This window comes from Streptomyces sp. NPDC043896 (genome assembly GCF_056435605.1).
Genome location: NZ_JBWKEE010000008.1, coordinates 12,867 through 32,494, shown reverse-complemented (window position 1 = coordinate 32,494; position 19,628 = coordinate 12,867). Strand labels below are relative to the sequence as shown.

The 19,628-nt window shown below is 75.5% G+C and carries 17 protein-coding genes, 1 tRNA gene and 1 pseudogene; 15 read left to right on the top strand and 4 right to left on the bottom strand.

Annotation, left to right across the window (positions count from 1 at the left end; genetic code table 11):
• The first annotated feature begins 42 nt into the window (after positions 1-42).
• Positions 43-609: a DJ-1/PfpI family protein gene (locus AC069X_RS13670; RefSeq protein ID WP_478728257.1), complete on the top strand. Its 567-nt coding sequence runs from the start codon at positions 43-45 to the stop codon at positions 607-609.
• A 43-nt stretch (positions 610-652) separates the two neighbouring features.
• Here AC069X_RS13670 and AC069X_RS13665 read toward each other — a convergent pair whose 3' ends face one another.
• A complete protein-coding gene (locus AC069X_RS13665; RefSeq protein WP_478728255.1) occupies positions 653-1,465 on the bottom strand; it encodes a glutamate ABC transporter substrate-binding protein in 813 nt (270 codons plus the stop codon).
• 237 nt (positions 1,466-1,702) lie between these two features.
• Here AC069X_RS13665 and AC069X_RS13660 point away from each other — a divergent pair, with 237 nt between their 5' ends.
• From AC069X_RS13660 to AC069X_RS13630, 7 genes and pseudogenes are all read left to right on the top strand, one after another.
• The gene (locus tag AC069X_RS13660; protein WP_478728765.1) at positions 1,703-2,791 is read left to right on the top strand and encodes a hypothetical protein; all 1,089 of its coding nucleotides are present in this window, start codon (positions 1,703-1,705) and stop codon (positions 2,789-2,791) included.
• 70 nt (positions 2,792-2,861) lie between these two features.
• Positions 2,862-2,934 (top strand) — tRNA-Arg (locus tag AC069X_RS13655).
• Between the two features lie 117 nt (positions 2,935-3,051).
• Complete coding sequence (locus tag AC069X_RS13650) at positions 3,052-4,203, top strand: leucine-rich repeat domain-containing protein (RefSeq protein ID WP_478728763.1); 1,152 nt, start codon at positions 3,052-3,054, stop codon at positions 4,201-4,203.
• The gene (locus AC069X_RS13645; protein ID WP_478728253.1) at positions 4,200-6,080 is read left to right on the top strand and encodes an ankyrin repeat domain-containing protein; all 1,881 of its coding nucleotides are present in this window, start codon (positions 4,200-4,202) and stop codon (positions 6,078-6,080) included. Before AC069X_RS13650 ends, AC069X_RS13645 begins: the two co-directional genes overlap by 4 nt.
• Positions 6,077-7,267: pseudogene (locus AC069X_RS13640) on the top strand (AAA family ATPase). The gene AC069X_RS13645 and the pseudogene AC069X_RS13640 overlap by 4 nt, the downstream one beginning before the upstream one ends.
• Positions 7,268-7,283: 16 nt before the next feature.
• Positions 7,284-8,495: a vWA domain-containing protein gene (locus AC069X_RS13635; protein ID WP_478728251.1), complete on the top strand. Its 1,212-nt coding sequence runs from the start codon at positions 7,284-7,286 to the stop codon at positions 8,493-8,495.
• Positions 8,496-8,611: 116 nt separating this feature from the next.
• Complete coding sequence (locus AC069X_RS13630; RefSeq protein ID WP_478728249.1) at positions 8,612-9,157, top strand: TerD family protein; 546 nt, start codon at positions 8,612-8,614, stop codon at positions 9,155-9,157.
• 274 nt (positions 9,158-9,431) lie between these two features.
• Here the strand turns inward: AC069X_RS13630 and AC069X_RS13625 are convergent, their stop codons facing one another.
• A complete protein-coding gene (locus AC069X_RS13625; RefSeq protein WP_478728247.1) occupies positions 9,432-10,052 on the bottom strand; it encodes a TetR/AcrR family transcriptional regulator in 621 nt (206 codons plus the stop codon).
• 151 nt (positions 10,053-10,203) lie between these two features.
• Between AC069X_RS13625 and AC069X_RS13620 the strand changes: the two genes are divergently transcribed.
• From AC069X_RS13620 to AC069X_RS13590, 7 genes are all read left to right on the top strand, one after another.
• Positions 10,204-11,157, top strand: coding sequence for a phosphatase PAP2 family protein (locus tag AC069X_RS13620; protein ID WP_478728245.1), 954 nt, complete (start codon positions 10,204-10,206; stop codon positions 11,155-11,157).
• The gene (locus AC069X_RS13615; protein WP_478728243.1) at positions 11,154-12,023 is read left to right on the top strand and encodes a hypothetical protein; all 870 of its coding nucleotides are present in this window, start codon (positions 11,154-11,156) and stop codon (positions 12,021-12,023) included. Before AC069X_RS13620 ends, AC069X_RS13615 begins: the two co-directional genes overlap by 4 nt.
• 88 nt (positions 12,024-12,111) lie before the next feature.
• The gene (locus AC069X_RS13610) at positions 12,112-12,378 is read left to right on the top strand and encodes a GlsB/YeaQ/YmgE family stress response membrane protein (protein WP_478728241.1); all 267 of its coding nucleotides are present in this window, start codon (positions 12,112-12,114) and stop codon (positions 12,376-12,378) included.
• A 101-nt stretch (positions 12,379-12,479) separates the two neighbouring features.
• On the top strand, positions 12,480-12,965 hold the full coding sequence (gene rraA, locus AC069X_RS13605) for a ribonuclease E activity regulator RraA (protein WP_478728240.1): 486 nt from the start codon (positions 12,480-12,482) through the stop codon (positions 12,963-12,965).
• A 75-nt stretch (positions 12,966-13,040) separates the two neighbouring features.
• Positions 13,041-14,759 carry a peptide-N4-asparagine amidase gene (locus tag AC069X_RS13600; protein WP_478728238.1) on the top strand — a complete coding sequence of 573 codons (1,719 nt, stop codon included), beginning with the start codon at positions 13,041-13,043 and terminating at the stop codon, positions 14,757-14,759.
• Between the two features lie 27 nt (positions 14,760-14,786).
• The gene (locus AC069X_RS13595; protein WP_478728237.1) at positions 14,787-16,496 is read left to right on the top strand and encodes a serine/threonine-protein kinase; all 1,710 of its coding nucleotides are present in this window, start codon (positions 14,787-14,789) and stop codon (positions 16,494-16,496) included.
• 99 nt (positions 16,497-16,595) lie between these two features.
• Complete coding sequence (locus AC069X_RS13590; RefSeq protein ID WP_478728235.1) at positions 16,596-17,519, top strand: squalene/phytoene synthase family protein; 924 nt, start codon at positions 16,596-16,598, stop codon at positions 17,517-17,519.
• On the opposite strand, the gene AC069X_RS13585 is transcribed toward AC069X_RS13590, so the two are convergent.
• Complete coding sequence (locus AC069X_RS13585) at positions 17,503-18,264, bottom strand: transglycosylase SLT domain-containing protein (protein WP_478728233.1); 762 nt, start codon at positions 18,262-18,264, stop codon at positions 17,503-17,505. The genes AC069X_RS13590 and AC069X_RS13585 overlap by 17 nt on opposite strands.
• A 402-nt stretch (positions 18,265-18,666) precedes the next feature.
• On the bottom strand, positions 18,667-19,587 hold the full coding sequence (locus tag AC069X_RS13580) for a dihydrodipicolinate synthase family protein (protein ID WP_478728231.1): 921 nt from the start codon (positions 19,585-19,587) through the stop codon (positions 18,667-18,669).
• Positions 19,588-19,628: the final 41 nt, after the last annotated feature.

Sequence of the window (19,628 nt, the reverse complement as noted above, 5' to 3'; positions counted from 1 at the left end):
GACGGTCCGAGCGGCCGTCGACAGCTCACGGCGGAGTGGCCCATGGCAGTGAAGATCCTCATCGTGACCGGTGACGCGGCGGAGTCCCTGGAGGTGCTCTACCCCTACCAGCGCCTGCGGGAGGAGGGGTACGAGGTGCACATCGCGGCGCCCGCGCGCAAGAAACTGCGCTTCGTGGTCCACGACTTCGAGGAGGGCTTCGACACCTACACGGAGAAGCCCGGCTACACCTGGCCCGCCGACATCGCCTTCGCGGACGTGGACCCCGCCGAGTACGCGGCCGTCGTCGTCCCGGGCGGGCGCGCGCCGGAGTACCTGCGCAACGACCCGGAGGTGCGGCGGATCCTGGCCGCCTTCGCCGGGGACGACAAGCCGATCGCGCAGATCTGCCACGGCCCGCTGATCACCGCGGCGAGCGGCGCCCTGGACGGGCGGCAGGTCACGGCCTATCCGGCGCTGGAGCCGGACATGAAGGCGGCCGGGGCCGGCTTCCGGGACTCCGAGGCGGTGGTCGACGGCACGCTCGTCTCGGCCCGGGCCTGGCCCGACCACCCCGCCTGGATGCGCGAATTCCTGACCGTGCTGCGCGGCAAGGCGCCCCTCGCGTAGGGGCCGGGGCGGGGGCCGGACGGGGCCCCCGCCCCGGGGTCCGTCAGTGGCCGGTCGTGACCTGGGGCGCCGGCTCGTACTTGTAGTTGGCAGGGCCGAAGTGCTTCTTCACGGCGGCTTCCCAGGAGCCGTCCGAGACCATCTTGGTGATCGCGGTGTTGATCTTCCGCTGAAGGTCGTTGTCGCCCTTCTTGAGGCCGATACCGTAGTTCTCGTTGCTCAGGTTCAGCCCGAGCAGCTTGAACTTGCCCGTGTTGCCCTTCCGCGCCGCGTACCCGGCGAGGATGGAGTTGTCGGTGGTCATCGCGTCGGCGGTGCCCTCCTTGAGGGCGACGAGGCACTCCGAGTAGCCGCCGAGCTCCAGGACGCTCGTCTTCGGCGCCAGGTTCTTGCGGATGTTCTCGGCGGAGGTGGAGCCGCTCACGGTGCACAGCCGCTTGTTGTTCAGGTCCTCCGGCTTGGTGATCGAGTTGTCGTCGGCCCGGATCATCACGTCCTGGTGGGCGACGAAGTAGGGACCGGCGAACTCGACCTTCTCGCGGCGCTTGTCGTTGATCGTGTAGCTCGCGGCGACGAACTTGACCTCGTTGTACTGGATCAGCAGTTCCCGGTCGGAGCTGTAGACCTGCTTGAACTCGATCTCGTCCGCCTTGTAGCCGAGCTCCTTGGCGATGTACGTGGCCACGTCGACGTCGAAACCGGTGAAGGTGCCGTCGCTCTCGCGCATCCCGATGCCGGGCTGGTCGAACTTGATGCCGATGGAGATGGGCTCCTTGGGGGCTTCACCACCACAGCCGGAGGCGGTGGCGGCGAGGGCGATCACCGTGGCGACCGCGCCGGCCTTGGGAACCTTCATGCTGAACTCTTTTCCTCGGGAACGCGGAATCCCGGGGGACGTCGCGGGAACGGGGGCAGGCGTGCGGAACCGCGGGGGCGCGGGGGCACGTGTATGAGGAAGCTAGGAAGGTGACGGCCGCACCGTCACTACATCTGAGGAAAACTTGAGGATAACAATCCGGTTCTGCCGTGGATCTTGCGGCGGGTTCCGGCGGACGGCGCAAGAAGGGGGCTTTCCGCGGTGGCGAACGAGGCGATGGGCGCGGCGAGGGTCGAGGGCAACACGCTCCTGTTGGGGGAAAGCGTACGGATCCGGTTCATCCGGACATTGCGCCTGCCCGAGTCGGGTACGCACGCACTCCCCCCGGGCCTGGGGGAGTTCCCGCTGCGGCGGGTCGAGGACTACCCGGACACCGTGCCGCCGGAATGGCGGGTAAAGGGCGGCGTGATGCTGCCGGTGTACCTGCGCGAGGCCATGTGGCTCAGCTTCGGCGGGACGCGCGAGCCCGCCGCGCTCCAGGTCGGCGTCGGCAAGGTGTGCGCCGTCTCGGGCAAGCGGTGGACCGGCCGGCTGGAGCGCGGGCCGCAGAACTACGTGGTGCTGCCCCGTCAGCCCTGGCTCGACGGGATCAACTCCGGCGACGGGACGGTGCGCCAGTTCGTCGCCGTACCGCTCGGCCTCGGTGCCACGGTCGAGGGGCAGGTCACCGGTGAGGAGGTCACCGGCGGGGTGCAGCTCCAGGCCTTCCCGCTCGGCCCGGAGGCCCTCGCGGCCTGGCGGGAGGAGGAGCGCGAGCGCCTGGCGCGGGCCCGTCCGGCCGGCGGCTACGGCGCCCCGCCGGCGATGCCCGCCCCGCCGGGAATGCCCGCCATGCCGATGGCCGCCGCCGCCCCGGGCTCCGTGCCCGCCGCCCCGGGCTCCGTCCCCGCGCCCCCGGCCGCTCGCCGGGCGCCCGCCCCGGCCATGGGGCTCGGCGTGGGCGGCGCGATGCGCCAGGAGGTCTACCGCGACGACCGTGAGCCCTCCGCCTGGGCCGGCCGGCCGGCCGCGCGGGTCTTCGTCCACCTGGTGACCCCGCCCGAGTGGCGGCGCATCACCGGGGAGGAGGCACCGCCCTCGCCCGTGGACCGCGCCGCCTACACCCGGGCCGGGCTGCCCTGGTACGACTACTACGACGAGACCGGCACCGACCTCCCGGCGGCCGGCCCCCTCGGCGGGGTCAAGCCCGTCGGCGACTGGCTCGGCGACGACCACACCCCCTGGACGCCCCCGGCACCCGGCCAGGTCCTGCCGCTCGGCAACGCCCCGCGCCCGGGCAAGCCGGTGGACGACGGGAACTGGTAGGCCCGGCATCCACAACGAGTCAAACTGGTGATCGAATTCCGGCCGCCGGGCCGCTATGATCACCGTCGGCAAGGCCGTAGCGCAGAGGTCGTCGCGCCCAAGCATCGAGCTGGAGGACGTCGGTTCGAATCCGACCGGTCTTGCCTTCTCTTCCGTCATGCCGGAAACGCGGCATCGCGGCGCGAAGACGTGCCCGCACACCGCGTTTCCGTCAACTCGCAGGGTCGCCGGGCGCCGGCGAAGGAACCGGTGGAATGGTGATGACACGGCCGACGCCCGTACGGTGCCCCGCAATCGAGCACCCGGACCTGCCGCTCGCCGACCCGGCGGGCCTCGCCCCGCTGCTCGCCCGCCTCGCGCAGGACCGCCCCGTCGAGACGGACGAGACCTTCCCCCTCGGCACCCTGCGCGCGGACGGCCGCGTCGACCTCTGCAAGCAGGGCCTCGGCCCGGCCGGAGCCGCCCGCCTGCTGCCCGTCGCCCTCGGCTCCCCGCACGCCGCGCACCTGCTCCTCGGCACCAACTCCCTGGCCGACGAGGGCGCCCGCACCCTCGCGGCGGCCCTCACCGCCGCCGGCGGCCACCACGGAATCCGCACCCTCTACCTCGGCTGCAACCGGATCGGCCCCGACGGCACGCTCGCCCTCGCCGACGCCCTCGCCGGGGACACCGCCGTCCGCGCCCTCTGGCTCAAGCGCAACCCCCTCCACGAGGACGGCGCCCGCACCGTCGCCGCACTGCTGCGCCGCAACACCGCCCTGCGCACCCTCGACCTCGTCAACACCGGCATCGGCGCCGGGGGCGTACGCCTCCTCCTGGACGCCCTGCGCACCCGCGAGGCACCCCTGGAGCGGATCCACCTCGGCGGCAACGGCCTCACCGCCGAAGACGCCCCCCTGCTGGCCGCCCTCATCCGGGAGGCCGGGGTCCGCGAACTGTACGTACCCGCCAACCACCTCGGCGACGAGGGCGCCGCCGTCATCGCCGCCGCCGCGGCCGACGCCGGCCCCGACCGCCCCGTCCGCCTCGGCCTCGGCGGCAACGGCATCGGCGTACCCGGAGCACGCGCCCTCGCCGACGCCCTCGGCGGCATCGAGGCCCTGGACCTCGGCCGGACCATGTCCGAGCGCAGCCTCGGATCCGCGGGCAACACGACCGGCGACGAAGGCGCGTACGCACTGGCCGCCGCCCTCCCCGGCAGCCCGCTCCGACGCCTGGAACTGCGCCACACCGGCATCACCGGACGCGGAGCCAAGAGCCTGCTCGCCGCCCTCCCCGACGACGCCCCGCTGGAACACGTCGGCCTCGGCCCCGGCACCCCCCGCCGCATCAAGCGCTCCTTCGCCGAACGGCTGCGCCCCGCCCGCGCCTCCCACCCGGACCTGAGGGCCATCGGGAGCGTGTACCGGTGAGCGCGCGCACCGCCCTGCCCGGCGGGATCCCGCCCGAGGACGCGGCGGCCTGGCAGCGGGCCCGCCGCTACGCCGTGCCCGCCGCCATGATCGAGCGGGCCACCACGCACCGCCTGGCCGGGAACTGGCGCGCCGCCTGCACCGCCGCCGGCGTCGAGGCCGCCGTCGACCTGCCCGCCCTCGCCGCCCGCTCCGGGACCGCCCTCGCCGGGGCGGTGGCAGAGGACCTGCGCCACTTCGCCCCCGACCTGCTGCGCTGGCACCTGCCCCGGGTCCTCGGCGGCCGCAGCGTCCTCGCCCCGAACCGCCGTGCCGTGCTGGCCCGTTACGGCTCCGGCCCCGACGCGCCCGTCCTGTACGTCACCACCCGCGCCATGGTGGACGGCCCGCAGCGGCTCCGGCTGCACTGCGCCCCCGTCGACCCGGAGATGCGACGCCACTCCTACGCCTCCTGGGTCACCGAGGACTGGACCCGCAGCCGCTGGTTCTGGGACGCCCGGCACGCCGCCGAACTGCGCTCCCACGCCGGACCCGCCGACCGGATGCCCTTCTTCCGCGCCGACGGCACCCCGCTGGGCGAGGACGAGCTGCCCACCGCCGATCCCGGCCCCGCCGACGCCGCCGGGCGGGCGGAGTGGGCCGCCCTGCTCCAGTGGCGCGGGGAGACCGTCGAGGCCTTCGCCGCCGCCGGGATCGCACTGGACCTCACGCCCCCGCCGAACGCCTACCGCTGGAACGACGCCGCGGCCGCGCTGCAGGCCGCCGTGGCGGACCCGGCCCGGCTCGCCGCCGGGGTGCGCCGCCTCACCGGCGCGGGCGCGGGCGACCGGTTCCGGCTCACCCCGCACTGGCGCTGCCTGCTCCTGGTGGAGACCGGCGGCCCGGACGGCGCCCTCCGGGCCCGGCTCGTCGACCCGTCCGAGATGCGCGACGTACCCCGGCTGCCCGACCACGCCTGGCAGCCCCTGCCCGACCCGTACCTCGTGCGCACCGGCCGCACCCCCGCGCACGAGCTGCACCCGCTCGTCGCCGCAGCCCTCTTCCCCGCCGCCGGCCCGGCCGCGGGACCGCCGCCCGGCCCCGCCGCGCCGCGGCCCGTCCGGGTCCGCTGCCTCGGCGAGTGGCACGAGGTCCGCTCCCGGGGCGGCGTACTCGAACTCCCGCACAGCGCCGAGGAGCAGCAGCGGGAGCGGGCCCTGCGGGCCTTCGGCGGCGCCGTCGCCGGCTGCTTCGCCGTGCGGGAGGCCTGGACCTCCGGCAAGGGCCGGCTGCCGCGCGCCCTGCGCGCCGAGCGGCGGGAGCTGTTCGAGCGCGTCCAGCACGGCGACACCGCCGGGGTGCTCGCCCTGCTCGACGCGGGGCTCGACCCCCGTGTGCGCAACGGCAGGGGACAGGGGCTGCTGCACCTGCTGCCCTTCGTACGGTACGAGGAGCTGCTGCCCCGGCTGCTGGAGGCCGGACTCGGCCTGGAGGACCGGGACGACTGCGACCGCACCCCCCTCCAGTGCGCCGTCCAGAACGGAGGGACCGCCTCCCTGGTACGGGCGCTGCTCGCGGCCGGCGCCCGCACCGACGTGGTCGACGACATGGATCTGTCACTGGGCCAGGTCGTGCGGCGCTACAAGCGGACCGACCTGGACTTCCTGAAGGAGCTCGTGGAGGAGCGCCACCCCGGGATCAACTCCGAGGCGTACGACGAGTTCATGGACGAGCGCGTGGAGTGGGGCGACTTCGACGAGGAGTACGAGGAGGACGGCTACGCGGCCCTCGGCGACCCCGACGACGGGGTGCAGCCGGGCGGCGCGCAGCCGGGCGGCGCGCAGCCGGGCGGCGCGCAGCCGGGCGGCGCGCTGACGGACGGGGGTGGCGCGGCATGAGCACCGCACCCCCGCCCGCCCTGGCCGCCGCCGACGCGCTGGGCGCCCGGCTCGCCGTCACCCGTACCGAGCCCGCCGCGAACCATCAACTGGAGGCCCTCGCGCTGGCAGTGACGGCCAATCAGCCCGTCCTGCTGTGGGGCGAGCCCGGCATCGGCAAGTCCGCCGGCATGGAGCGGCTCGCCGCCTCCCTCGGTGTCTCCCTGGAGACCGTCGTCGCCAGCGTCCACGAGCCCTCCGACTTCGCCGGCCTGCCCATCGTCGGCGACGACCCCGCCACCACCGGCGTCCCGATGGCCCCGCCCGACTGGGCGGTGCGCCTGGCCCGCACCGGACACGGCCTGCTCTTCTTCGACGAGCTGTCCTCCGCCCCGCCCGCCGTACAGGCCGCCCTCCTGCGCGTGGTCCTCGAACGCCGGGTCGGCAGCCTGCGGCTCCCCGCGTCCGTACGGATCGTCGCGGCGGCCAACCCGCCCGCCAGCGCGGCCGACGGCTGGCACCTCAGCGCGCCCCTCGCCAACCGCTTCGTCCACCTGGACTGGACGCACGACCCGCGCACCGTCGCCCGCGGCCTGGCCGGCACCTGGCCCGCGACCGTCCTCCCCGTGGTCGACCCCGCCCGCTCCGCCGGCGCCGTCGCCCGGGCCCGGGGCGCGGTGTCCGGCTTCCTCACGGCCCGGCCCGGCCTGGTCCACCACATGCCGAACGACGCCGAGGCGCGCGGCCGGGCCTGGCCCTCCCCGCGCACCTGGGAGATGGCGCTGCGGCTGCTGGCCACCGGATACGCGGCCGGCGCGGGCCGCGAGGCGCTGTCCGCCGCGCTCACCGGGGCCGTCGGCGACGGGGCGGGCCTGGAGCTGCTGACCTACCTGGAGAACCTGGACCTCCCCGACCCGGAACGGGTCCTGGCCGACCCCGGCGCCTTCGCCCTGCCCGAGCGCGGAGACCGCCAGCTGGCCTTCCTCATCGCGGTCGTCGCCGCCGTGCAGGCGGACCCCACCCGCTCCCGCTGGGAGGCCGGCTGGTAGGTCCTCGCCAAGGCCGTCGACGCGGGCGTGCCGGACGTGGCCGCGCGGGCCGCCGCCGACCTCGCCGCGATGCGCGACCTGTCCTGGCCGGTCCCCGCGGGGATCGACGCCTTCGTGGAACTGCTCCGGCTGGCCGGGTCCCTGCCCGGCGCCCGCTGACGCGCGGGCCGCGCCGGTGGACGTCCCGCTCGACCGGGCCAAGCTGCTCGCCGCCCGCTACGCGGCCGCCGAGGCCAGGCCCTACCTCGCCTCCGCCCTGTACGCGCTGACCGTCGTCCCCTCCCCGGGCCCGACCGGGGTCCGGACGATGGGCGTCGACCGGCACTGGCGCTGCTACGTCTCCCCGGAGTTCGTCCGGCGCACCCCCGTCCCGGAGCTGTCCGGGGTGTGGATCCACGAGGTGGCCCACCTGCTGCGCGACCACCACGGCCGCGCCGGCCGGCTGCCGGCGGCCGACCAGCGCGATCCGGTCCGGATCAACATCGCCCAGGACTGCGAGATCAACGACGACCTCCTCGCCGACGGGCTGGAGCTGCCGCCGGGCCGCATGGAGCCGGGCCTCTTCGGCCTCCCGGCGGGCGGCCTGTTCGAGGGCTACCTGCCGGGCGTCCCGCCCACGCCCCCGAACGGGGTGGACTGCGGCTCCGGCGCGCACGGCACCCCCGCACCCTGGGAGCTCGGCGACGCGGCCGGCGCCGCCCGGATCGGCCCGGTGGAGGCCGAGGCGCTGCGCCGCCAGACCGCCCAGGCCGTACGCGTCCACCGGCGCTCCCGGGGCCGGGGGAGCGTGCCGGCGGGCTGGGAGCGGTGGGCGGAACAGGTGCTGGAGCCGGCCGTGGACTGGCGGCGCGCGCTGTCGGGGGCGGTCCGGGAGGCCGCGGCCTGGGCCGGCGGGGCGGTGGACTACACGTACCGGCGGCCCTCGCGCCGCACCCCGGCGCTGGGCGGCCGGGTGGTGCTGCCGAGCCTGCACCGGCCGCTGCCCCGGGTCGCGGTGGTCATCGACACCTCGGGGTCCATGGGCGACGCGGAACTCGCCGCCGCCCTCGCCGAGGTCACCGGGGTGCTGCGCGAGGTGGGCGTGCGCGGCAACCGGGTCACCGTCCTGGCCTGCGACGCCGACGTGCACGCCGTGACCCGGGTGACCGGTGCGGGGGACGTGGTCCTGGCCGGGGGCGGCGGCACCGACATGCGCGTGGGCATCGCGGCCGCGCTGGCCCGGCCCGACCGGCCGTCGATCGTCGTCGTGCTGACCGACGGCCACACCCCGTGGCCGGGGGAGCCCCAGTCCTGCCGGCTGATCGCCGCACTGATCGGGGCGGACGCGCCGCGGCCGCCCGGCTGGGTGGAAACCGTACGCGTGGATCCGGCCGGCCCGGGCCGCTGACCGGCCGGGTGCGGAACTGGCTTGTTGTGTACGGTCGTTCGTACGATGATCACCGGCGCGTGGCAGCATGGCGCCCGTACGTCGGGGCCGATGCGGCCAAGCGGAGGGGGAGTTCGGTGAGCGGAGTGCGCAAGGGCCTGGCCAAGGTGGAGATAGCGCTGCGCTGGGACCCCAGCCCGGCGGGCACGCCCGCGAACGACCTGGACATCGTCGCCGCCGTGTACGCCGCCTCCGACCCGTACGGCGAGCCCGTCCACCTCGTCCACTTCGGCAGCCGCGCCCCCGACGGCACCATCACCCTCGGCAGGGACAGCCGCACCGGCCAGGGCTTCGGCTTCGACGAGGTGATGACCCTCGAACTGGACCGGATGGCACCGGAGCTGGGCCGGGTGGTGGTCGGCGTGGTGATCCAGGACGCGGGACCCGGCGGGGCGCCGGACCGCAGGACCTTCGCCGCCGTCGGCGGGAAGGGGCTGCGGATCCGCGAGGGGTACACCGACCTCGCCACCACCGACTTCGCGGAGCTCGCCGGGGCCACGGCGGCCACCGTCGCCGAGTTCGTCCGGGACGCCTCGGGCGGCTGGACGCTGGACACGACCACCCGCGGCTTCGACGCGGACCCGCAGGAGTACGCCCGGGTCATGGGCGCGGCGCGCGGCTGAAGCCCGCGCGGGGAGGTCAGTACGGGCGGGGTCCGCGCGGTGGGGTCCGTACCGGCGGGGTCCGCGCGGTGGGGTCCGTACCGGCGGGGTCCGCGCGGTGGGGTCCGTACCGGCGGGGTCCGCGCGGTGGGGTCCGTACCGGACCGGGCGGCGGTCACTCTGCTCGGGAGTGGCCGCCGCCCCGTCCGGGTGGCGCGCTGCCGCCGTCCCCACGAGGCAGCGCGAGCGGGTCGCCGTCCGGTCATCGTGAACGGTGGCCCGCCGGTTCAGGGGGTCATGAGTCCTGCGGGCCGATGCCCAGGGCGGGCAGCAGCGCCGCGTCCACGAACCTGACCAGGTAGTCGGAGTCCGCGTACCGCCCCTCCAGCACGGGCCGGATCCGCAGGACGCCCATCAGCTGCGCGGGCAGGAACTCCACGGCCGGATGGTCCGCGGCGATCTCGCCCCGCGCCACGGCCCGCTCGACGACGGCGTCGAAGGCCGCAAGCTCCGGCTCCACCAGCGCCTCGCGCAGGGCCGCCTGGAGCTCCTCGTCGCTCAGCACGGCGACGCCCAGGGCCTGGGTGAGCCGGGTGTCGCGGCCCGAGGTGGCGGCCGCGATCCGGGCGGCCTCGCGGAGGTCTCCCGCCAGGGTCCCGGTGTCCACGTCCGCCAGGGTCCGCTCGCTCCGCCGGGCCCGGCTCGCGCGCAGGGCGGCCACGACGAGCTGGGGCTTCGTCTTCCACTGCCGGTAGAGCGTGGACTTCCCGCAGGAGGCCCGGGCGGCGACGCCCTCCATGGTGAGGGCCTCGTACCCGTGCTCGCGCAGCTGGTCGAGGACGACGTCGTAGAACTCCTGCTCGCGCTCCGGGCTGATCTTGGAGCGGCGCGCGGTGACCTGCGGCGTCGACGTCATGGGAAGGGCTTCTCCTCGCGGGATCCGGCGGTGGGGCCGTGTTCCGAGTGTACGGCCATCCCGAGCTTATCGGGACACCACCGTATCGATACGCCCATGTATCGATACACTGGCGTGTCGATAGGAAACCCGAAAGAAGCGAGACCGGGGGATGACCTCCCACACCACCGCGGACCGGCCACGAGCCGGCCGCCGCGACGCGCGCCGCCGGCTCATACGCGAGCTGCTGCTCGTCGCGGGGCTGTTCGCCGTCTACAAGGCCGGCCGGACGTTCTCGACCGGCCGCACCGACGAGGCCTTCCGGAACGCCGCCCGGGTCTGGGACGCCGAACGCGCCCTGCACCTGCCCGGCGAGGGCGCCGTACAGCGGCTGCTCCTCCACTCGGACGCCCTCGTCCACACCGCGAACACCTACTACGCCGCCGTCCACTTCCCGGCGACCGCCCTCTTCCTCGTCTGGCTGTACCTGCGCCGGCCCCGCCACTACCTGTGGACCCGGCGGGTGCTCGCCGCCCTCACCGGCGCCGCCCTGGTCCTGCACCTCTCCTTCCCGCTCGCGCCGCCCCGGATGCTGGACGCCGCACGGCTGGTGGACACCGCGCAGGTGTACGGGCCGAGCGTCTACGGAGCCGCCCCCGAGGCCGACACCATGGCCAACCAGTTCGCCGCGATGCCCTCGCTGCACTTCGGCTGGGCGCTGATGCTGGGCCTCGGGATGATCGCCGCGACCCGGTCCCGGTGGCGCGCCCTGTGGCTGCTGCACCCGCTGGTGACCCTGCTCGTCGTCGTCGGCACGGCCAACCACTACTGGGCCGACGCCCTCGTGGCCACCCTGCTGCTGGGCGCCGCCCTCCTCCTGGTCCCGCGCCCGCGCCCGGCCGCCGCGGCCCCGGTGGTACGGAGCCTGCCGCGCCCGCGTCCGGCGGCGGCCCCCGCCGCGCCGGGCCGGGCCGCGCCGGACCGCAGTGCTCGGGTGCCCGCCGCGCCGGAGCCCGCCGCGCCGGGCCGGGCCGCGCCGGACTCCGCCGCGCCGGGCCGGGCCGCGCCGGACTCCGCCGCGCCGGGCCGCGGTGCCCCGGCCGTCACGACGGGGGCCCGGCCGTGAACGCCACCGCCCTCGCCGTCGCCCTCTGCCTCGCCTCCGCCGTCACCTACGCGGCCGCCGCCGTCGCCCAGGAACGCCTCGCCCGCCGCGCCGTCGCCCGCACCGCCCGGGCCCTGCTCGGCAACGGAGCCTGGTGGTGGTCGGCCGGGCTGAACGCCGCCGCCGCGCTGCTGCACGCCGCCGCGCTCCGCTACGGCCCGCTGACCCTCGTCCAGCCCCTCGGCGCCCTCACCCTGGTCGCCGCCGTCCCGCTGGGGGCGCGCGGTGCCGGGCGGCGGGTCGCCGCCACCGAGTGGCGGGGCACCCTGGCCACCGTCGCCGGGCTCGGACTGCTGCTGCTCCCCGCCTCCGGACCGGCCCCCGACGACACCCTCTCCCTGGCCGAGGCCCTCGCCGTGTCCGGCGCCACCGTCGCCGCGATCGTCCTGCTCACCGCCCGCAGGGACCCCGGCCCGGGCCTGCGCCACGCCACCGCCTCCGGGCTGGCCTCCGCCGTCGCCTCCGCCCTGACCCAGACCGTGGCCGTGGCGGGCGGCCGGGGCGGGGCCCTGCTCAGCGGCCGGGTGGTCACCGTGGCCCTGCTCGTGGTGGTCTTCGCCGTCGGCGGCATGCTGCTCTCGCAGCGCGCCTACCGGGGCGGGCTCGGCGCCCCGCTCGCCGTCGTGAACCTGGCCAACCCGCTCGCCGCCGCCGCCATCGGCATGATCCTCCTCGGCGAGCGCATCCAGCACGGGGCGCTCGGCGTCCTGCTCGCCGCGGCCGGAGCGCTCGCCGCCACCCGGGGCGTGCTGCTGCTCACCCGCACCGCGCCGGACGGCCGGCCCGCCGAACCCCGCCCCCTGCCGGCCGGCCACCTCGCCGCCTGAGCCGCCGCCGGGGAGAACCGTTCCGCCATCCGTGTGCGTCCTCCCGTGCGGAAGACGCACACGGAGAACGAAGAGCGGAGTGGACGGCATGGGCATCATCGGCTGGATCATCCTGGGCCTGCTGGCCGGAGGCATCGCCAAGATCCTGCTCCCCGGCCGGGACCCGGGCGGCATCATCGTCACCACCCTCATCGGCGTGGCCGGCGCCTTCACCGGAGGCTGGCTCTCCGCCACGTTGCTCGACCGCCCGATCCAGGCCCAGTTCTTCGACCTCGCCACCTGGGGCTCCGCCATCGCGGGCTCCCTCGTCCTGCTCATCGCCTACCGCATCGTCTTCGGCAACTCCCGGCGCTGAGGCCGTGCCCGGGCCGCGCCGGGGACACCCCGGGGACACTCCCGGGACACCGCCTAGGCTGGGCCCGCGCGACGTACGAGATGCGAGGAGCCCGGAACCACATGAGCGTCACCCCCGTACCCACCGCCGACCTGTACGACGAGCACGGCGAAGACCTCGGCATCTGCGCCACGCAGTTCCGCCGGATCGGCGGCCGGCGGCTGTACGCCGGGCCCGTGCGCACCGTCCGCTGCCACGAGGACAACGCGCTGCTGCGCGAACTCCTCCACACCCCCGGCGAAGGGGCCGTCCTCGTCGTCGACGGCGGCGGATCCCTGCGCACCGCCCTGGTCGGCGACCTCATCGCCGGTGCGGCACAGCGCTCCGGCTGGGCCGGGCTGATCGTCAACGGCGCCGTCCGTGACAGCGCCGCCCTCGGCGGCCTGGACCTCGGTGTCCAGGCGCTCGGCACCTGCCCCCGCAAGAGCGGCAAGACCGGCGAAGGCGCCGTCGACGAGCCCGTCACCATCGGCGGGGTCACCTTCCGCCCCGGCGACACCGTCCACGTGGACGACGACGGCGTCGTGGTGCTGCCCGCCGGGCACTGACACCGCCGGTTTCCCGCCACCCCGGGGCGGCGGGCCCTGGCGGCGGCGGGCCCGTACGGGTTTCACTGCGGGCCCATGAGACGACACAGGATCACGGGCCTGCTCGGCGCGCTCACCCTCGCCGCCGGGGCCCTGGCCGGACCCGCGGCCGCCGCGTCCGCCCCGGAGCCCGCCGCGCCACCCGCCGCCGGACCGGCCGCCGGACCGGCCGCCGGACCGGAGTCCGCGGCTCCGGGCGCCGCTGCCGCCCGGGCGGCCGCCGGCGGCCCCGTCCCGCCCGCCGAGTTCGGCACCGACTGGCACGACCCCCTCACCGCCGCCCCGCCCGTCGAGCGCCCGAGGACCCGCTCCTGCCGGGTGACCCTCGCCGAGGCCCGGTTCCGCGACTTCACCCCCTACCGGGGGAGCTACACCCCGCCCGCCGGCTGCGGGCGCTCCGGCTGGGCCAAAGCGGTCCTGCGCCTCGACGGCAAGGTCAAGGGCCGCCAGTACGACCGCCTCGGCAACCTCACCCTCGGCGGCGTCGAGATCCTGCGCACCTCCACCCCGCAGCCCTCGCCCGACGGCATCGAGTGGTCCGTCGAGAAGGACGTCACCCGCTACCACGACGTCCTCAGCCGCCCGCAGCCCGTCGAGATGCTGATCGGCAACGTCGTCAACGACACCTACACCGGCGTCATCGACGTCAAGGTGACCCTGACCCTCTACGCCGCCGACCGGCACACCCCGGCCCCCGACACCCCCGACCGGGTCCTGCCCCTCACCACCCCGGGTGTCACCACCCCGCGCAACACCGAGCGGCTCCTCGCGGAGGTGTACGCCACCGGCTCCGGCGGCGGCTGCGAGGAGTACTGGTACCTCACCGTCCCCGACGCGGCGCCCTACTCCTGCAAGGCCGCCGACGGCCCCCACCGCGAGGTGCGGATCTCCGTCGACGGACAGCTCGCCGGACTTGCCGCGCCCTTCCCGACCGTATGGACCGGCGGCTGGTCCAACCCCTTCCTCTGGTACGTCACCCCCGCCCCGCGCGCCTTCGACGTCAAGCCTGTCGTCTACGACCTCACCCCCTACGCCGCCCTCCTCAACGACGGGCGCGAGCACCGCGTCGAGGTCTCCGTGGCCGGCGTGCCGGCCGGTCAGACCGGCTGGAGCACCCCCGTCAACCTGCTGCTCTGGCAGGACCACGGCCGCCAGGTCGTCACCGGCGCCCTGACCCGCCACGAGGAGGGTGCCCCCACCGGCTCCTCCCGGTGGACCCCCGCCGCCCCCGGCGGCGAACACCGCCTGGACACCGACGGCGGCCACCGCCTCACCGTCGCCGGGTACCTCGACACCTCCCACGGCCGCGTCACCACCACCGTCACCCGGGCCGTGTCCCACACCTCCGCGCACCGCTGGACCGACGGCGAGGCCCGGGACGCCCTCACCGCGTCCTGGAACGACGAGGAGAGCGTCACCCGGGGCGCCACCACCACCCGCACGGCCCGCACCCACACCATGGACGGCGAGACCACCCTCGGTGCCGGGGACCGGCTGCGCACCGTCCTGTCCCTCGGCGACCGGGCCGACACCGTCACCCTCCGCGGCGGCCGTCAGACCGGTCGCTCCGTCCTCGACGACCGGTACACGGGCGACGCCTCGTACACGGCGAACGTCCCGCGCGACCAGCGGCACGCGGTCGGCACCTCCACCGAGCGCTACCGGCTGTACGGGACGGGAACCGGCGCCGGCTGTTACGACCGTACGGTCTCCACCGCGCAGGGCACCGTGATGGAGGACCGCCTCCGCTGCTGACGGTGGCGGGGCCTACGATGACCGCCCATGGAGAACAGTGAGGCCGGCAGACGGCTGATCGACGGCCGTTTCGAACTCATCGGCCCCCTGGGCGCCGGAGGCATGGGCACGGTGTGGCGCGCCCGCGACATCGCACTGCACCGCGAGGTCGCCCTGAAGGAGGTGCGCCCGCCGGACCCCGCCACCGCCGCGGCGCAGCCGGACCTCGCCGTCCAGCTGCGCGAGCGGGCGATCCGCGAGGCACGGGCCCTGGCCCGCCTCGCCCACCCGAACGTGGTGACGATCCACCACATCGTGGAGCCCGACCCCGGTACCGACGGCCACCCGTGGATCGTGATGGAGCTGCTCAAGGGCGGCTCCCTGCACGACCGGCTGGCGGCCGGGCCGATGCCCCTCGCGGACGTGGTGCGGCTCGGGCTCGACGTCCTCTCGGCGCTGCGGGCCGCGCACGAGGAGGGCATCCTCCACCGCGACGTGAAGCCGGCCAACGTCCTGCTGCGGCCCGACGGGTCGGCCGTGCTGACCGACTTCGGCATCGCCGCCCTGCACGGGGCGACCGCTCTCACCTCCACCGGGGTGCTGATCGGCTCGCCCGAGTACATCGCCCCCGAACGGTGCCGGGGCGAGGAGGGCCTGGCGGCCTCCGACCTGTGGTCGCTCGGCATGATGCTGTACGTGGCCGCCGAGGGGACGCACCCGCTGCGCCGGGCCACCAGCCTGGCCACCGTGGTCGCCGTCCTCGACGAGCCGATCCCGGCGCCGGTGCGCTCCGGGCCGCTGGGACCCGTCCTGGAACGGCTGCTCGTACGGGACCCCTCGGCGCGGCCCGACGGCGCGGCGCTGGAAGCACTGCTCCGGGCAGCGAGCACCGCTCTCCTGACGGGGGCCGCAGGAGCAACCCCGGCGGTGGCGGCCGCCCCGGGCCACTACGGCCCGCCGCCCTCGACGGCGCACACCCGCCCCTTCCACCCCGGCGGCGGCTCGCCGTACGGGCCGGCCGCCGCCGTCACCGCGCCGGGCACCGTGCCCGGCACCGCTCCCGTGCCCGGGGCCCGGCCCGCCCGGCACCGCGGCCGCGCAGCGCTGATCTGCGGGGTCCTCGTGCTGGCCGTCGCCGGATCCGTCGCCGGGCTCGTCCAGGCCCTGCCCGACGGCACGTCCTCCGACGGCGGGTCCAAGGGCTCCACCGCCGCCCGCCCGACCGCCTCCGGCGCGGCCACCACCGTCGCCCAGGCACCCGCCACCCCCAAGACGGCCGCCTCCCGGCCGCAGGGCTCCACCCCCGCCGCGGCCCACGGCAGCCTGCTGACCCCCGACCGGATCCGCACCGCCCTCGACGCGTTCAAGCAGCAGACCGGCACCACCACCTTCGTGGAGATGACCGTCTACGAGGAGTACGTGCTGGCCTCCGTCCCCACCGCCGCCGGCGCGGACACCTTCGACCGGTGGCAGTACCGCGACGGCCGGGTCAAGCGCGACGGACCCGGCGGCACGGTCAAGCAGGGCGAGCCGCTGATCGACATGGCGGCCGTCAAGTGGGACGCCCTGCCCGGCCTCCTGGACCGGTCCCGGCAGGAACTCGGCGTCACCAAGCCGACCTCCCGCTACGTCATCGTCGAACCCTGGCTCTTCGACGGCACCCCCTCCATGCGGCCCTACCTCACCGACGAGTACGGGCGGGGCGGTTACGTGTACGCCGACACCGAGGGCAACGTGAAGAAGGTCTACCGCTCCTGACATCGTGTACGGGCACACTCGTTCACACGTCCGTACGCGCGCCGGTGCGCCGGTACCCGCGCGCGTGCGGCGGACACGGTCCAAGGAGCACGGCCCACCATGCCCAGCTGGCGCACCACCCTCACCCAGGCCGGGATCACCGACCCCCGGCTGCGGGCCGACCACACCCACGCCGCCCGCCGGGTGCTGCGCCGCGAACCGGCTCCGTACGTCGCGCTGCGGCTGCTCGCCGCCCCGGCCCTGGTGCCCTGGCTCTCGTCCGGCCTGGCCTTCATGAACCTCGTCGACGACGTGGCCGAGACCGGTACCCCCCGGCAGCGGGCCGCCGGGCTCGCCGCGCTGGCCGGCCGCGTCGGCTCCGCCCTGGAGACCGGCGACAGCCCCGACCCGCTGCTCCGCGCGTACGCCCACGCCGTCCGCACCCGGGGCCTGCCCGGCCACTGGGTCACCCGCTTCCTCGACGGCGCCGCCACCGCCGAGGCGGGCTTCGACGGGTTCGCCGCCGAGGAGGACTTCCAGGCCTACCTGGACGCCTACGCCTGGCCCGGGATCCTGGTGTTCACGGGCCTCCAGTACCAGGGCGGGCCCGACACCGCGCAGGCCGCCGGCTGGCGCGCCTTCGTGGACGCCGCCCAACGGGTCGACTTCCTCGCGGACCTCGCCGGGGACCTCGCCGAGGGACGGCTCTGCATCCCGCGTTCCCGCCTCGACGAGCACTCCGTCACCCGCGCCGACCTCGAACAGGCCCGCGACACCCCGGCCGTACGCGCCCTCCTCGCCGCCGAGTGCGGCCGCGCGCGTACCTCCCTGGCCGCCGCCGGGGGCATCGTCGACCTCACCGAACCCGGACTGCGCCCGGTGGTGGCCGCGATGACGGAGCTGATGGGACACCAGCTGGCGGCCGTCGAGAAGGCCGGAACGGGAGCCCTGCGCAAGGACGTCGGCTACGGACTGGCGGGCCCCCTGGGCACCCTGGTCCGAGCGCTCCGGCGCCGGCGGAGAACGCCTAGTACGGGCCGTTGACGTTGTCGATCGAGCCGTAGCGGGCGGCGGCGTAGTTGCAGGCCGCCGTGATGTTCGCGACCGGGTCGTACGAGTCCAGGGACGTGCCGGGCACGTGGTAGGCGCGGAAGGTCGGGTCGATGACCTGGAGCAGACCCTTGGAGGGGATGCCGTTCCGGGCGTTGATGTCCCAGTTGTTGATGGCGCGGGGGTTGCCGGAGGACTCCCGCATGATGTTGCGGTGGATTCCGTTGTAGCTGCCGGGAATTCCGTGCTTGGCCATGACGGCCAGCGACTGCCGGATCCAGCCGTCGAGGTTGTTCGCGTAGGCGGGGGTGGCCGGTTTGGCGGCGGGCTTCGCCGCGGCCGCGCGGGCCGCCGCGCCGATGCTCAGTTTGAGGCCGGGGCGGATCACCGAGGGGTCGGATCCGATGGCGTTGCGGTTGGCCTCGTAGAGCGCCTGCCAGCCGCCGCTCACGGAATGCTGCGAAGCGATCTTCGAGAGGGTGTCGCCGCCGATCACCGAATAGGTCAGGGAGGCCGCTGCCTTTTCCACGGCCGCCTTTTCCACGAGGGTCTTCTCCGCCGCGGTCTTCTCCACGGCGGCCTTGACCAGCGACGCCGGAGCCGGCTGCGTGCCGACCGCGCCGGCCGTGGTCGCGCTGATCAGCGGGAGGGCGATGGCCGCTCCGCCCGTGCCGGCGACGGCCAGCCGACGGGAGATCCAGTGCTGCTTGGGGCGGCGGTGCTTACCCTGTCGGGGCATGGCGCATTTCCTCACGTGGGGGTACGGGAGAGCCCCCGGCGGAGCCCGGATTCGGCAGTCGGCCGCGGGGAGTGAGGTGACCGTAGGCGAGTGCGCGGGGCGGGAACAAGACGGGAATTGCCCCGGTAGATCGACTTCTCGTATTCGGGTCGATAAATGACCATGGGGGATGGATCACGAAAAGGCCGATTTCCTTTCCAGGGAAAGGGAACCGGCCGTTCCGGGTTATGTGATGTTGGTTGTGCGCGCGTGACTCACATCACGGGTCCGGGAGGTTTGAGGCCGCCTTGCGCAATACGGCCAATTCGCGGCCCGATGCCGCCGATTGGGGCGACCGGCGCGAGAGTTGCGAATGGTGTCGAATCGGGCATTCGGTTCCTCTGTACGGGCCGTCCGGCGGCCTCAGAGTGCGGCCAGCTCCTTCAGCGTGGCGTCCACGGCCCCCCGGGACGCGGGCAGCAGGGGGAGGCGTACGTCGGGGGTGGGGATCCGGCCCTGCGCGTGCAGCACGCCCTTGACCACCCCCGGGTTCGGCTCCGCGAAAAGCGCCGCCGACACCCGGGCCAGCGCGTGCCCCAGTGCCCGGCCGTGGTCGGCGTCGCCCGCCCGCCAGGCCGCCGCCAGCTCCACGAACCGCGCCGTCGCCAGGTGGGCCGAGGCCAGTACCGCGCCCGGCGCGCCGAGGGCGAGCATCGGCGACAGGAACGCGTCGTCGCCGGCGAGCACCGAGAAGCCGTCCGGAAGCCGGCCCAGCAGCGCCACCGTCTCCGAGTCGATCCCGCCCGCCGCGTACTTCACCCCGGCCACCCCGGGCAGCGAACCCAGGGCGCGCAGCGCGTCCGCGTCCAGCGGCTGCCCCGTCCGGTACGGGACGTGATAGACGATCAGCGGCACCGGGCTCACCTCCGTCAGCCGCGTGAAGTGCGCCAGCACCCCCGCCGCCGAGGGCCGTACGAACGGCGGTACGGTCACCAGCGCCGCCCGGGCCTGCGGCCACCGTGCCAGCCGGGCCAGGGCCGCCTCGCTCGCCCGCGTCCCGCTCGCCCCCGCCCCCACCGTGAGCGGCACCCCCCGCTCCCCGCAGACCCGGGCGCAGATCCCGGTGACCAGGTCGCGCTCCTCCTCGTCCAGGGCGGCCGGCTCGCCCGTCGTGCCCAGGGCCACGATCCCGGCGGCCCCCGCGTCGAGCACCTCGTGGGCCAGGGCCTCCAGCGCTCCGGCGGCGACCTCCCCGCCGGGCGCGAAGGGGGTCACGAGCGGGACGTGGATCCCCTCGAAGTCGAAATCTGCTGTTTGTCCGTGCTGTGGGGTTTCCTGTCGCATGGAGAAGAGCTTCGCCCGGAGCGAGCGCCGAATCCAGTTCG

Excerpts from the sequence above, each read along its gene's own strand:
- AC069X_RS13580 (WP_478728231.1), bottom strand. The coding sequence starts at position 19,587 with ATGCGACAGGAAACCCCACAGCACGGACAAACAGCAGATTTCGACTTC.
- AC069X_RS13625 (WP_478728247.1), bottom strand. The coding sequence starts at position 10,052 with ATGACGTCGACGCCGCAGGTCACCGCGCGCCGCTCCAAGATCAGCCCG.
- AC069X_RS13590 (WP_478728235.1), top strand. The coding sequence starts at position 16,596 with ATGCCCAGCTGGCGCACCACCCTCACCCAGGCCGGGATCACCGACCCC.
- AC069X_RS13610 (WP_478728241.1), top strand. The coding sequence starts at position 12,112 with ATGGGCATCATCGGCTGGATCATCCTGGGCCTGCTGGCCGGAGGCATC.
- AC069X_RS13650 (WP_478728763.1), top strand. The coding sequence starts at position 3,052 with ATGACACGGCCGACGCCCGTACGGTGCCCCGCAATCGAGCACCCGGAC.
- AC069X_RS13665 (WP_478728255.1), bottom strand. The coding sequence starts at position 1,465 with ATGAAGGTTCCCAAGGCCGGCGCGGTCGCCACGGTGATCGCCCTCGCC.
- rraA (WP_478728240.1), top strand. The coding sequence starts at position 12,480 with ATGAGCGTCACCCCCGTACCCACCGCCGACCTGTACGACGAGCACGGC.
- AC069X_RS13600 (WP_478728238.1), top strand. The coding sequence starts at position 13,041 with ATGAGACGACACAGGATCACGGGCCTGCTCGGCGCGCTCACCCTCGCC.
- AC069X_RS13585 (WP_478728233.1), bottom strand. The coding sequence starts at position 18,264 with ATGCCCCGACAGGGTAAGCACCGCCGCCCCAAGCAGCACTGGATCTCC.
- AC069X_RS13660 (WP_478728765.1), top strand. The coding sequence starts at position 1,703 with ATGGGCGCGGCGAGGGTCGAGGGCAACACGCTCCTGTTGGGGGAAAGC.
- AC069X_RS13670 (WP_478728257.1), top strand. The coding sequence starts at position 43 with ATGGCAGTGAAGATCCTCATCGTGACCGGTGACGCGGCGGAGTCCCTG.
- AC069X_RS13620 (WP_478728245.1), top strand. The coding sequence starts at position 10,204 with ATGACCTCCCACACCACCGCGGACCGGCCACGAGCCGGCCGCCGCGAC.
- AC069X_RS13595 (WP_478728237.1), top strand. The coding sequence starts at position 14,787 with ATGGAGAACAGTGAGGCCGGCAGACGGCTGATCGACGGCCGTTTCGAA.